At 39.4% G+C, this 13028-nt stretch carries 12 protein-coding genes; 5 read left to right on the forward strand and 7 right to left on the reverse strand.

The window, feature by feature from the left end; translation table 11 throughout:
* Window positions 1-30 precede the first annotated feature (30 nt).
* From ablB to AC6CHV_RS01405, 7 genes are all read right to left on the reverse strand, one after another.
* Window positions 31-885, reverse strand: coding sequence for a putative beta-lysine N-acetyltransferase (gene ablB / locus AC6CHV_RS01375; RefSeq protein WP_498077942.1), 855 nt, complete (start codon window positions 883-885; stop codon window positions 31-33).
* A gap of 40 nt (window positions 886-925) precedes the next feature.
* Window positions 926-2197, reverse strand: coding sequence for a peptidase (locus AC6CHV_RS01380; RefSeq protein WP_341331623.1), 1272 nt, complete (start codon window positions 2195-2197; stop codon window positions 926-928).
* Between the two features lie 15 nt (window positions 2198-2212).
* Window positions 2213-2875 (reverse strand): 3-oxoacid CoA-transferase subunit B, encoded by a 663-nt coding sequence (locus tag AC6CHV_RS01385; RefSeq protein WP_498077943.1) that lies wholly within the window; start codon window positions 2873-2875, stop codon window positions 2213-2215.
* Window positions 2860-3552 carry a 3-oxoacid CoA-transferase subunit A gene (locus AC6CHV_RS01390; RefSeq protein WP_498077970.1) on the reverse strand — a complete coding sequence of 231 codons (693 nt, stop codon included), beginning with the start codon at window positions 3550-3552 and terminating at the stop codon, window positions 2860-2862. The genes AC6CHV_RS01385 and AC6CHV_RS01390 overlap by 16 nt, the downstream gene beginning before the upstream one ends.
* Before the next feature lie 20 nt (window positions 3553-3572).
* Window positions 3573-4928 (reverse strand): aspartate aminotransferase family protein, encoded by a 1356-nt coding sequence (locus AC6CHV_RS01395; protein WP_498077944.1) that lies wholly within the window; start codon window positions 4926-4928, stop codon window positions 3573-3575.
* 947 nt (window positions 4929-5875) lie between these two features.
* A complete protein-coding gene (locus tag AC6CHV_RS01400) occupies window positions 5876-6796 on the reverse strand; it encodes an FAD-dependent oxidoreductase (protein ID WP_498077945.1) in 921 nt (306 codons plus the stop codon).
* Window positions 6797-7019: 223 nt separating this feature from the next.
* Window positions 7020-7151, reverse strand: coding sequence for a YjcZ family sporulation protein (locus AC6CHV_RS01405; protein ID WP_099353023.1), 132 nt, complete (start codon window positions 7149-7151; stop codon window positions 7020-7022).
* A 209-nt stretch (window positions 7152-7360) separates the two neighbouring features.
* Here AC6CHV_RS01405 and AC6CHV_RS01410 point away from each other — a divergent pair, with 209 nt between their 5' ends.
* The 5 genes from AC6CHV_RS01410 to AC6CHV_RS01430 all read left to right on the forward strand — a co-directional run bounded on the left by AC6CHV_RS01410 (window position 7361) and on the right by AC6CHV_RS01430 (window position 12933).
* Window positions 7361-8530 (forward strand): amidohydrolase, encoded by a 1170-nt coding sequence (locus AC6CHV_RS01410; RefSeq protein ID WP_498077946.1) that lies wholly within the window; start codon window positions 7361-7363, stop codon window positions 8528-8530.
* Between the two features lie 157 nt (window positions 8531-8687).
* Window positions 8688-9551 carry a fumarylacetoacetate hydrolase family protein gene (locus AC6CHV_RS01415; protein ID WP_498077947.1) on the forward strand — a complete coding sequence of 288 codons (864 nt, stop codon included), beginning with the start codon at window positions 8688-8690 and terminating at the stop codon, window positions 9549-9551.
* 139 nt (window positions 9552-9690) lie between these two features.
* Entirely contained in the window at window positions 9691-11241 is a 1551-nt protein-coding gene (locus AC6CHV_RS01420; RefSeq protein ID WP_498077948.1) for a Na+/H+ antiporter NhaC family protein, read from the forward strand.
* Window positions 11242-11349: 108 nt separating this feature from the next.
* Complete coding sequence (locus tag AC6CHV_RS01425; protein WP_498077949.1) at window positions 11350-12045, forward strand: FCD domain-containing protein; 696 nt, start codon at window positions 11350-11352, stop codon at window positions 12043-12045.
* Window positions 12046-12222: 177 nt separating this feature from the next.
* Window positions 12223-12933: a cell wall hydrolase gene (locus AC6CHV_RS01430; protein ID WP_341331615.1), complete on the forward strand. Its 711-nt coding sequence runs from the start codon at window positions 12223-12225 to the stop codon at window positions 12931-12933.
* The last annotated feature ends 95 nt before the right edge of the window (window positions 12934-13028 follow it).

Here is a 13028-nt window from a genome sequence, read left to right on the forward strand (position 1 = left end):
CCGGCGCTTACTGCCGAAAAATTGGCAGGTTCAGTCAATTGATAAATCCTTGACCCACACATTCATGTCTTCAATCTTATCAAAAATATAGCAGTTGTTTGTGAGTCTGCCAGTATAAGAGTATCCTAACTGGTAAAAGCTTTTATTCATTCCATATGAAAGTGCCCTTGCAATTGAATAGGCACAATATATTCCATTGTTAATAAGCTCCATTTCCAGTTGTATTAAAAGCTTCTTCATTAAGCCGTGTTTCCTATACGCATCCAAGGTTGCACAATCGGTTAGCTCCGCATTATGAAAGCTATAATTAACTTCGGCTGAGGCGCTACTAATAATCACGCCATTGTCGAGAGCGACATAAAAAACCGTGGAATCCTTCATTGCTTTCTGAATATAGTCTGGGTTGTTTAATGGAGTTGGATAAATCTTGAACACAGTATCATACAATTTAGCAAGTTGCCCTGCATCTTCGGGTGTTGCTTTGCGGATTAGAAATTGAGTGTTTGTTTGATTATTTTTTCGCGGATTCCTTAAGATGTCGGTTATTATTTGTTCTTCTTCCATCCATTTATCACTATTTCTTCTTTCATTTGTAAAATACTTCGTAACAAAATAGGCATCACTGCCATTAAAATATTTTTGAACCATTGCCTCAATCATAAAGCCACATTTCATAAATTCAAATAAGTCCTCACGTTTAGCCATACAAATAACTTTTTCAAAAGAATGGAATACTACAAGCTCGTTAACCTCATCTAATAAGGTCATAAGATTACCTCGATAATCTAATACACGAAGTCTCCGGTTGAAATAGTCTACTACAATGTCTGCTTGATATGAAGCTGCATGTAATCGTTTTTGTTCATTGTATTTTTGACCTGACAACATCAAACCTCCTCATAGCATAGCCTTTTCATCTATCATATCATTTTTCAGAAACTTCACACCATGCTAAAATCGTTTGAGCAATGATTTCTGCCGTTTCAAACATCCGTTCAAGCTCAATATACTCATTTGGGTAATGAGCAACTTCAGTTGTTCCAGGACCAAATACAATGGTCGGGATATTGCCGACTGCTGTTAAAAGTCCGCCATCTGTTCCCCAAGGAGATGCCTCAATGATTGGTTCTTTCCCCAAGACATCTTTATACGTATTGATTAAAAGATTCATTAGTTCATGGTCAGGATCAATTGTACCAGGCACCCAACGTGCACCAAACCACTCAAGTCCAACTGGATGGTTTTGGAACCATGGATCTATTTCAGGTAATTTTTCAAGCCATTGTTGCATTTCAGCTTTTGCGTTCTCGATTGTTTCCTCAGGGGCGACACCCATTCGACCTTCAATGGTAACAACGTCTGGAACAGAAGACGGCCAAGTTCCTCCGTTTATTTTTCCAATATTAATAGGCACTGGGATTGGCGTATTTCTATAAAGTGGATCATTAATCTCCGCATTGCGAATCATTTCAAGCTTCAAAAGATGGTTAATTACCGTCATAGCCTTTTCGATTGCACTAACACCTTCATACCTCGTTCCACCATGTGCAATTCGGCCGTAAATATCAATTTTAAACCACATTGAACCTTGTTGTTTCGGGAAAATCTTCATATTCGTCGGCTCTGGGATTATGGCTCCATCTGCTTTATAGCCCTTGATAATCGTTGCAAGTGTTCCGGCACCACCACTTTCCTCTTCGATGACACTTTGGAAAATGACATCGCCTTTTAGTTGAATACCAGATTCCTTGATGGCTTGGATTGCTAATAGCATTGCGACATTTCCACCTTTCATATCAGTGGAACCTCGCCCATATAATTTTCCATCTTTCACTTCAGCGGAATACGGATCCATCTCCCATTGGGTGATATCACCTTCTGGAACAACATCAATGTGACCATTTAAGAGAAGTGATTTTCCCCCACCTGTCCCTTTTAGAACACCGACTACATTCGGACTATCGAGAAAGTTTGTTCTTGGGGAAACAAAATATGGATGTTTTAAAAGTTCCGAACCATTCGGTTCCCAGATGTCAATTTCCATCCCAAGTTGACGGCATTTTTCTATAATAATTGCTTGCGAAGACCTTTCATTGCCTTGGAGACTCGGTTCTTGAACAAGCTTTTTTAATAGACGGATGCCTTTTCCCCTATTTTCTTGGATCCACTTCTTCACTTTATCGTTAGTATCACTCAAACACTTCCCCTCCCTTTAGGTTAGTTGTGAAATGGTTTCATCCCACTTCAATTCGGCACTCGTATTTTTTATCACATCTTCAATTGTAAAAGGAGTCATCACTTCTAATAGATGGAGGCCATCCTCTTTTACCTCAATCACGGCCATATCGGTAATGATAAGATTAACACAGCTTTTAGAGGTTAAAGGCAAATTGCACTCTTTAACAATCTTTGAGTTTCCATGTTTATCGACATGGTTCATTAAAACAATCACTTTTTTTGCTTTTTGTGCTAACTCCATTGCACCACCCATCCCAGGTACACGTTTGCCTGGAACAATCCAGTTCGCTAGGTCTCCTTTTTCACTAACCTGAAGTGATCCAAGAATGGTTATATCAATATAACCCCGCCGAATCATACCAAAGGCAATTGAACTATCAAAATAGGACGAACCTGTAACGGTGGTTACGGGGTAGCCCGCGGCGTTACAAATATTCTCATCTTCTGACCCTTTTTCTGGGCTTGGACCGATCCCTAAAATGCCATTTTCAGCATGAATCATGACATTAATCCCTTCAGGGAGGTGATTTGGAACGAGGGAAGGAATACCAATTCCTAGGTTCACAATCATACCATCTTTGACTTCCTGTGCAGCCCGTTTTGCAATCCGATTGCGAACATCTACTCCCAAACCCATTTCCAATTCACCCCTCTGCTCTTAATAATCATGTCTACATAGATTCCGGGTGTTACGATTTCTTCTGGATCTAATTCTCCTAATGGAACAATTTCCTCAACCTCGGCAATTGTGAATTTCCCAGCCATGGCAACAAGCGGATTCATGTTTCTGGCACTCTTATCATAGACAAGATTTCCAAATGGATCGGCCTTTTTAGCGAAAAGAATGGAAACGTCCGCTGTTAAAGGCTTTTCTAATAGATAATTTGTGCCGTCGACTGGAATGATTTGTTTTCCATTTGATACGATTTCATTGTCAATTCCAACATCGACTAAAATACCACCAAGACCAACACCACCTGCACGGATTCGTTCAGCAAGTGTGCCTTGGGGTGAAAATTCGATTTCCATTTTTCCATCCGTCATCAATTGACCTGCAACTGGATTCGAACCAATATGGGAGACAATACATTTTTTCGCGTGTCCTCGACTGACAAGTTTCCCAATTCCGATGTTGGGAAAGCCGGTGTCATTTCCAATCAACGTCAAATCTTTCACATTTTTTTCTAGCAATCCGTCTATTAACGCTGGGGGACTTCCTATTCCACCAAATCCCCCAAACATTACCGTTGTTCCATCATTGATATGTGTGAGTGCATCTTCTAGAGTTGAAATCTTATTGTATCGATTTTCAATCAATTATGGTCACCTCCAGATTATGTTGAAATGATTCCTTTTTTCTGTAGTTTTGCCTCAACATCTTCAAATGTTTGATCAAGGAGCTCGATTAACTCATCAATTTGTTGAGTTGTAATTGTTAAAGGCGGTGCTACAAGAATAGCGTCACCACCGACCCCTTCAATGCCAGCTGCAGCCGGATATAGTAACAATCCATTGTTTTGACCTTGACTGACAACCAGTGAAGTTAAGTCGATTTCTTTTTTAAAAGGGAACTTTGTGATCATGTCGGATACGAATTCGATTCCACACATCAGCCCTTTTCCACGAACATCGCCGATAATCGGGTGCTTTTTTTGCAATTCTTCTAGTTTGGTATTAAGATATTTTCCGTTTTTCGCAGATTTTTCAACTAGATTATGAGTTTCAAGATAGCTGACGACTGCTAACGCAACAGCTGTAGATTGCGGGTTCGCACTATAGGTGTGTCCACTCATAATTAGCTTTGAGCCTTTTTGAATTGGTTCCATTACCTTTTCACTAACGAGGGTTGCGGCAATGGGTGTGTACCCCGCACTCATACCTTTTCCTAGTGCAATGATGTCAGCATGTGTGTCCCAATGTTCAAGGGCAAACATCTTTCCGGTCCGGCCAATTCCTGTCATGACCTCATCAGCAATAAACAAGATATTGTGTTTTTTACAGATTTCTTTAATCACCTGATAATAACCAGGAGGCGGGACAATGGCACCACCCGCAGCTCCGATAATTGGCTCGGCAATAAATGCGGCAATATGATCGGCCCCAATTCTGTTAATCGCTTGTTCTAGCTCGGTTGCACACATATGATTACAAGCTGGATAAGTGGCGTTGAAAGGACATCGGAAACAATACGGTGGTTGAATGGTCGGAAAGTCTTCTAATAATGGTACAAAGCGAGCTCTCCTTCCGGTGTGTCCAGACATTGAGAGTGCACCAATCGTAATCCCGTGGTAGCTCATCCAACGTGACAATATTTTGTTTTTCCCTTTAATCCCTTTTTCTTGCCAATGCTGAATGGCAATCTTCATGGCCGTTTCCGTCGCCTCAGAGCCACTGTTCACAAAAAAAGACCAGTATTCACCGCCTTTTGCTAGGTCACTTAATTTTTTAGCCAATTTTTCTGCAGGTTCACTTGTGAACTGTGACCTGTAGACAAATGATATTTTGTTAGCCTGTTTTTCAATTTCTTCAATGATTTCTTTCACGCCATGGCCGATGCTAGCCGTGATGGCACCTGATGAGCCATCGATATATCTTTTTCCATTTGTGTCGTATAAGTAGATTCCATCCCCATGGCTAATCATCGGATATTCCTTATCCAATAAAGGTTTAATCAAGCGGGTTGCGTCCATCGCGAACCCCTCCTCACGAAAAATGGTATTACAGTCCTATTATGGTAATGGGTATGCTGCGTGTTTTGTGTTTGAGTGTTGTAAAAATTGGGCTGTGGATGGTGGACTAGGAATTTTATGTTTTTATGGTTGATGAAGGACTTTAACACGTGATATCTTGGCCATAGGGTCCTTCTTAGTGCTGATGAAGGACTTTAGCATGTGAGCTCTTGGCTATAGGGTGCTTCATAGTGCTGATGAAGAACTTTAGCATTGTGAGATCTTGGCCGTAGGGTCCTTCATAGTGTTGATGAAGAACTTTAGCATGTGAGATCTTGGCCGTAGGGTCCTTCATAGTGCTGATGAAGGACTTTAGCATGTGAGATCTTGGCCGTAGGGTCCTTCATAGTGCTGATGAAGGACTTTAGCATGTGAGATCTTGGCCGTATAGTCCTTCATAACCGAGATGAAGAGGAAAACCACCTGAAAACTCCCCGTGAATCCTCTTCATAGCCACGATGAAGAGGAAAACCAAACGAAATCTCCCCGCGAATCCCCATCATACCCCCGATGAAGAGGAAACCCAAACGAAATCTCCCCGCGAATCCCCTTCATACCCCCGATGAAGAGGAAAACCAAACGAAATCTCCCCGCGAATCCTCTTCATACCCCCGATGAAGAGGAAAACCAAATGAAATCCCCCCACGAACCCCCTTCATACCCATGATGAAGAGGAAAACCAAACGAAATCTCCCCGCGAATCCCCTTCATACCCCCAATGAAGAGGAAAACCAAACGAAATCCCCTTGCGAATCCCCTTCATTGCCACGATGAAGGGGAAAACCAAACGAAATGTCCACAGAATCCCCTTCATCAACTTTCTCTTATACAAACGCTATTTTTGTAAGCGGATACAATAGATAAAAGCCTATTATTACATCATATGTATGTAAGGATTGATAATTTCGTTAATTGCAGGTTTTTTCCTCTAAAAGGCTTTTGTGTATCCAAATGGCTGCTTGCATGCCGTCTCCCATGGCAATCGTTGTTTGTTCAGAGTGCACGGCTATATCTCCAGCTGCCCATACATGCTCGACGTTTGTCTTTTTTGTCCTGGGATCAACGATGATATGCTTATTTTCTGTTCGTTCAATGCCAAGCTGGGTAGCTAGTTCGGAACGGACTTCGTTTCCTGGAAACCCCAAAAATCCTCGGTCCCCATGTATGACTTCTCCACTTTTCAAGCGAACACCGACAAAATTTGAGGATTCCTCTTCAAGCAATACTTCCTCCGTATCATCCTGGATATGTGTGATTCCGTTTTGCTTTAACTTTGACAACAATCCGCTATCAAGTTTTTTCCAATCATGATTAATAAATGTGATGTCTTTTGTAAAATAGGTTAGAGTGAGTGCCATGTTTGCACCAGATTTTCCAGAACCGATCACAATTACATGCTTGTCTACTACTTCATATCCATCACAATCAGGACATACATATATTGATAAACCAAGGCATTTGTAGATGTTTTTGATGGGAGGAATATTGTCCTTTACACCTGTTGCCAGTAACAACCTTTTAGCAAAATAGGTATCTCCACCGCGGCAATATAACTTAAATATCCCATCCGCTTTTTCAACCTTTGTAACTTCATTTTGTATAAAAGAAACACCAAGTTTTTCAGCCTGCATTTTTCCAAGTTTTCTTAAAGTTTGTCCACTCACACCGTCTGGCCAGCCTAAAATATTATGGTAAGACCTGCAAATGGTGGAACGTCCGTCATTTGAATCAATCACTGTTATTTTATGTTTATATCGTCCAAGTTGGATTGCTGCCTGTAGACCAGCAATACCTCCACCGATAATTGTAACATCATATTGTACAGACATACTTTCACCTCGTATAAGACATATACCTTTTATCTTTTGTTTATAATAGAGGATTCTATTCAAAAAAAGTAAGTTTACATAATGTAATTATGGTTAAACAAAAATAACTTTACATAATATTTTTATGATAAACCACCATCCTTACCTCTTTTTAACCCAATAACAAAAAAAAGCTCCTTTCACTAGTTGTGAAAGGAACCTTCTCTTTAGCTCTGTATATTTTTTATCGTACGTAAGAAGCTCCGACAATTATTAACAAGATAAATAGTACAACGATTAATACAAAGCTGTTGTTATATCCAAATCCACCATATCCATATCCATGTCCGCAGTGATCATGATATCCGTAATGCATAGTGTCATCTCCCTTTCTTTTTCTTACACTGTTAAGATATGAGCCTATGGGTTGTACTGTATGTGCGAGTGCCTATTTTTTGGGACTTTTTATTATTTCTTTTTTTATTATTTAAAAATAGTATAGTAGACAAAGAGTTTAATTGAATTTTTATACAGGATGTTTTATAATTACCCAATAGAAACCTATAATCAGAAAGCAGGGTCATTATGAAAGCAGAAATACTTAAAGCTATCGAAGAAAACAAAGATCGTTTTTATGAAATTAGTGCATATATTGGTGCCAATCCAGAGCTTGGTCATGAAGAATTCAAAGCTTGTAAAATTTTAACGGATGAACTAAAGAAACATGATTTTAATGTAGAAATAGGAACAGCTGGCCTCCCTACTGCGTTTGAAGCTACATTTGATAGTGGTAAACCTGGTGCGACGATCGGAATTATGTCTGAGTATGACGCTCTCCCTGATTTGGGACATGCATGCGGTCATAATCTAATCGGGACAATGGGAATTGCAGCTGGAATTGGATTATCAAAGGTCCTTTCTGAAACTGGGGGAAAAGTAGTTGTATATGGTACTCCAGCTGAAGAGACGAAGGGCGGAAAAGTAACGATGGCGGAGCAAGGTATTTTTGACCACCTTGACGTCGCGATGATGGTTCACCCACTTAGCCAATACGAAAAAAGTGGTGCTTCCCTTGCAATGGACGCAATCCAATTTGAATTTTTCGGAAAAGCGGCACATGCTGCCGCAAGCCCTCATGAAGGCATAAATGCGCTTGATGCTGTGATTCAAACGTTCAACAGCATTAATGCGTTAAGACAGCATATTACACCAGACGCACGCATCCATGGAGTCATTCCAGAAGGTGGAAAAGCTGCAAATATCGTTCCAGATTATGCTGTTGCACAATTTTATGTCCGTGCTTCCTCACGTGCCTATTTAAATGAACTGGTAGAAAAGGTGAAAAAATGTGCAGAAGGTGCTGCCCTTCAAACAGGAGCTACAATGGAATGGTCAAATTATGAGTTCTCTTACGATGACATGATTACAAATGAAGAACTCTCAAATGTCTTTAATGATACGTTAATTGAATTAGGCGTTAATCCTGAGGAGATCAACGAACGGTCAGAGGGCACTGGGTCATTGGATATGGGGAATGTCAGTCAAGTTGCCCCTTCTATTCATCCATATGTAAAAATTTGTGATGAGCCTTTTGCTTGTCACACACACGGTTTTCGAGAAGCAGCTTTAAGCAATCAAGGTAAAGAAACTATGATTCTTGGTGCGAAAACAATGGCAGTAACAGGATATAAAATTCTATCAAACCCAGAATTACTGGAATCAATAAAAACAGAATTTGAAAAAAATAAAAGATAAGAGAATGATAGACGGTTCCTTGTAATTTAGGTGCCGTCTTTTTTTGATTAAATCGTTTTGTTAATGTTCTAAAAAGATAATTTGTACAATATTCTATGGTAAGACCATGCATCTAGGTACAGCATGTGTTTTAAAATTAACCAGGATGGTGACGTGTATGAAATTACTTTCGTTTCGAGCTTCAGATGGTGTTCGTTTAGGTATTAAGACAGATAGCGGCATAATTGATGTGCGGGATACTGCTGAAAAAGCAGGTTTGATTGCCCCTGCTTCAATCAATGAAGTGATTTTAAATGGCCAGCCTGCAAAAGAACAACTTCAGCAGATTGTATCGGTAGCAAATGATTTCTTAGACGAAACTAGTATTACATATGCACCAGCTGTACAAACGCCAAATAAAATCATTTGTTCCGGTGCAAATTATCGTGCTCATGTTGAAGAAGCAAACTTTACAGTTCCGGATTACCCAATTTATTTCTCTAAATATCAAAATAGTCTTGCCGCACATAACGAGGATATTGTACCACCCCCTGCAACGAAGCAAGTAGACTACGAGGTTGAGTTGGTTGTGGTGATGGGTAAACAAGCAAAAAATATCTCACAAGGGGAAGCGCTTGATTATGTTTTTGGATATGCGACAGGAAATGATATCTCTGCACGGGATCTTCAAACAAGGACCAACCAATGGACATATGGTAAAGCGATTGACCAGTTTGCTCCAATTGGACCTTATCTTGTAACAGCTGAAGAAGTTTCAAATCCTCAAAATTTAGAATTGAAATGTTGGGTAAATGGAGAATTACGCCAAAACTCAAATACAGAGCTAATGATTTTCCCGATAGCTGAAATGATCAGTGATTTATCTCAAACAATGACCCTTGAACCAGGTGATGTGATTTTTACAGGAACACCAGAAGGCGTAATTTTAGGCATGAAGGAAAAAATTTGGTTAAAGCCTGGCGATATAATGGTCTGTGAGGTTGAAGGGCTAGGTAAATTAGTCAATAGGATTGCGGAGTAACCTTTTTCGCACATTCATTCGTGACTAGATTTGTGGGCTTCTGCTTGAATTTACCCCATTATGATTACCGGTCACGAATGATTTTTCATAACAATTGTAAGCGATTGCAACTGTGGGATATTTTAAAGGGGGCGACCAAATGGAAGGTACTATATTTTCACTGATTCCACCGATTGTTACGATTGCTATTATTCTAATTACAAAGAGATTATTTTTGGCATTAGGTATTGGAATCGCAATTGGTGCACTGCATTATAATCAATGGAATATCATTGATAGTTTTGTGAACGTTTACCACATTATGGCCGATGTACTAATAGGTGACGGCAAAGTCTTGTTGTTCGTTGTGTTAATAGGCATACTCTCCTCCCTTCTCTATCTATCAGGTGGCATTTATGCTTTCTCCGAATGGGGAGTAAAAGTTGCCAAAACGAGAGTTCAAGCTCAAATGGCGACAATGTTAATCGGGTTTTTTACATGGTTTGATGATGCATTTAGTTGTCTATTTCGTGGTAGCGTAATGAGATCCGTAACGGATAAATACCAAGTTTCGCACTCTAAACTTTCCTATTTAATCCACTCAACCTCTGCACCAATCGCTCTACTTATACCCATTTCAGGACTTGCGGCTTTTATCACTTCAATCATCGCAGGTGTTCTAACTGACACTGAGATTACCTCCTATCAGGCTTTAGAAGCGTTTTTGTTGGCAATACCTACCAATTATTATACAATTACTACCATCGTCCTCGTATTTATCGTTGCTTATTTTGGAATAAATGTCGGCCAAATGCGGCGCGATGAAGAACGCGCAGTTAAAGAAGATATTTTATTTGATACAAAACGTGGTAAGGTACCAGGTTCCGAAGATACGAAACTTCCAACAAGAAATGATGGAAAAATGGCTGATTTACTTTTCCCTGTTTTAACTTTAATTATTGTAACTGTGATTTCTGCTATTTTGATTGGACGCTCAAGTGCCGAAGGACCAATCACAGCTTTTGATGTGTTAATTAATACAGACATTATTCTTTCCTTGGTATATGGTGCGATTGCAGCCGACCTTGTTATTTTAACAAGATTGCTAATGAAAAAAACCTCTGGCGAACATTTAAAGATTTCTACGTTCGCTGGTATTAAAACAACATTGCCAAGCGTTATTATTCTTTTCCTTGCATTAGTTACAGCTAAAGTCATCTCTTCCTTAGGAGTTGGAAATTATCTTGCAACATTAATTGATGGAAATCTACAACTTGCTTGGTTACCTGTTATCTTCTTTGTTTTCGCAGCTTTTATTTCTTATTCAATTGGAAGTACGCTCGGTACAGCTGGTCTTATGATTCCAATCGGTGCCGAGATCGTAGCAACAATTGATGTTACTTTCCTAATTCCGGTCATTGGTGCCGTGTTAGCAGGAACTGTATTTGGAGAGCATACTTCTCCTTTATCTGATACAACGATTCTTGCATCGATTGGAAGCTCGGTCCACCCTATCGATCATATGGTGACACAGCTCCCATATGCAATGCTTTCCAGTGTTTCTTCTATCTTTGGATTCATCGTCCTAGGATTTACACAAAATATTGTGATCGGTTTGATAACAGCTATTCTAGTCATGGTTGTGGGTGCATATTTATTTAAAATGCGGCTCAACAAGACTCACACCTTAAATGGGGAGATTGCCAAATAAACAAAATACTTCTCCTCATCCCCCCTTCTTATTTTATAAGGGGGGTGTTTTCTAGTAATCTAGAGAAAATTTACCATTATTGCAATCGATATGAAAGGTGATAGAAAAATGATTGAACCAGTGAAACGTATGAATGTTACAGATAGTATTGTTAACCAAATTAAGGACCTTGTTCTCCAAGGTAAACTTAATGAAGGAGATAAACTTCCCCCAGAGCGAGAACTAATGAATTTATTTGGTGTGGGTAGGCCTTCACTAAGGGAAGCACTGAAGGTTTTGGAGGCGCAAGGTTTAATTGAAAAGACACAGAAAGGTACGATTATCACAGGTAACCATGATAAGTTTTTCTCTGACTCCCTCATGTTCCAACTCTATTTTTCCTCAGCCCAATGGCAAGATATTTTTGAAGCCCGTAGATTTTTAGAAAAAGAATTAACATACCTGGCAACAACGAGGGCAAATTCTAAAGACTTTGATGAAATCGAGCAAACCATTGTTGATTTGGAACTTTCCATTCGTGAAAACAATCAAACAGAATATGTTCGTTCGAACTTGCTATTCCATAAAAAGATTGCGAAAGCATCGAAAAACCTTGTTTTATTCAACCTGTATGAATCGATAAATAATTTAGTGAAGCACGCTCAGGAAAGTGGAGTGACTGTATATGGGGTAATGAACGAGTCTCTTAATTACCATAAAGCAATCTTTACAGCGATGAAGGAACGGAATGCAGAACGAGCTAGCGACCTCATGGTGCAACACATCAATAGTGTTGAAGGATACGTTCAAAGGAGCCAACAGTGAGTTGTGGACGGTTCTCTTTTTTTTAGAAGGGAACCGTTTTTATTTACTAGTTTTTGGAAGATAGACAGGTTGTAATTTACCTGTAAAGAAACTGTAATACTAATCTATTTATTTTTTTCATAGAAATGAGTCATAGAGAGTTACCCAGTACTTAAATTAACTAGGAGGACTATCACTATGAAAAAAATACTATTTGGACTAGCGATTTTTATAGCATCTCTATTTTTTGCAGATCAAGCGTTTGCGTATACTGTACAAAAAGGCGACACGATGTCAGAAATCGCACATAAACATGGTATGACTTTAGAAGAATTAGCAGTGATGAACCCGCAAGTAGAAGATTTAGACCTGATTGTCGTAGGTCAACATATAAATGCAGAAGTAGATGATAACTCACCTAAATTATTTGAAGGTATGCACATTGAAAAGAAACAGGAAGTTGCAGCAGCTAAGCAAGAAGTTAAACAGGAAACGGTAAAAGCAGAGAAAGTAGTTACTGAAGTTAAAAGTGTTTCTACAAATTACAATTTTTCTTCAGAAGAACTAGATTTGTTAGCAAGGATTGTACGAGCTGAGGCTCAAGCAGAACCTTTTGAAGGAAAGGTAGCTGTTGCAGCAGTTGTGTTAAATCGTGTAGAAAGTAAGAAATTCCCTGATACGATTCGAGATGTAATTTATCAGCGTGGCCAGTTCCAACCTGTACGAAATGGTCAAATTAATAAACCTGCAGATGAAGAGTCGATAAAAGCAGTGCGCGCAGCACTCACTGAAATGCGAAATATTGCGAAAGACGCATTGTTCTTCTATAACCCAGCAATTGCCACAAATCGTTGGTTAGATTCAAGAACAACTGCTGTTAAAATTGGTCGGCACGTATTTAAACATTAATTTGGTTTTATGAATTCGAAAATAAGTTAGGGAACTAGTGAAGTTCCTGTTCACTATAGAAAAAATGCCTGAACCCTTATGAGGTTCAGGCATTT

The sequence above is a fragment of the Ferdinandcohnia sp. GQ5 genome (genome assembly GCF_059759275.1).

Excerpts from the sequence above, each read along its gene's own strand:
- AC6CHV_RS01400 (WP_498077945.1), bottom strand. The coding sequence starts at position 6,796 with ATGTCTGTACAATATGATGTTACAATTATCGGTGGAGGTATTGCTGGT.
- AC6CHV_RS01410 (WP_498077946.1), top strand. The coding sequence starts at position 7,361 with ATGAAAGCAGAAATACTTAAAGCTATCGAAGAAAACAAAGATCGTTTT.
- AC6CHV_RS01385 (WP_498077943.1), bottom strand. The coding sequence starts at position 2,875 with ATGGGTTTGGGAGTAGATGTTCGCAATCGGATTGCAAAACGGGCTGCA.
- AC6CHV_RS01420 (WP_498077948.1), top strand. The coding sequence starts at position 9,691 with ATGGAAGGTACTATATTTTCACTGATTCCACCGATTGTTACGATTGCT.
- AC6CHV_RS01415 (WP_498077947.1), top strand. The coding sequence starts at position 8,688 with ATGAAATTACTTTCGTTTCGAGCTTCAGATGGTGTTCGTTTAGGTATT.
- AC6CHV_RS01425 (WP_498077949.1), top strand. The coding sequence starts at position 11,350 with ATGATTGAACCAGTGAAACGTATGAATGTTACAGATAGTATTGTTAAC.
- AC6CHV_RS01395 (WP_498077944.1), bottom strand. The coding sequence starts at position 4,928 with ATGGACGCAACCCGCTTGATTAAACCTTTATTGGATAAGGAATATCCG.
- AC6CHV_RS01405 (WP_099353023.1), bottom strand. The coding sequence starts at position 7,151 with ATGCATTACGGATATCATGATCACTGCGGACATGGATATGGATATGGT.
- AC6CHV_RS01430 (WP_341331615.1), top strand. The coding sequence starts at position 12,223 with ATGAAAAAAATACTATTTGGACTAGCGATTTTTATAGCATCTCTATTT.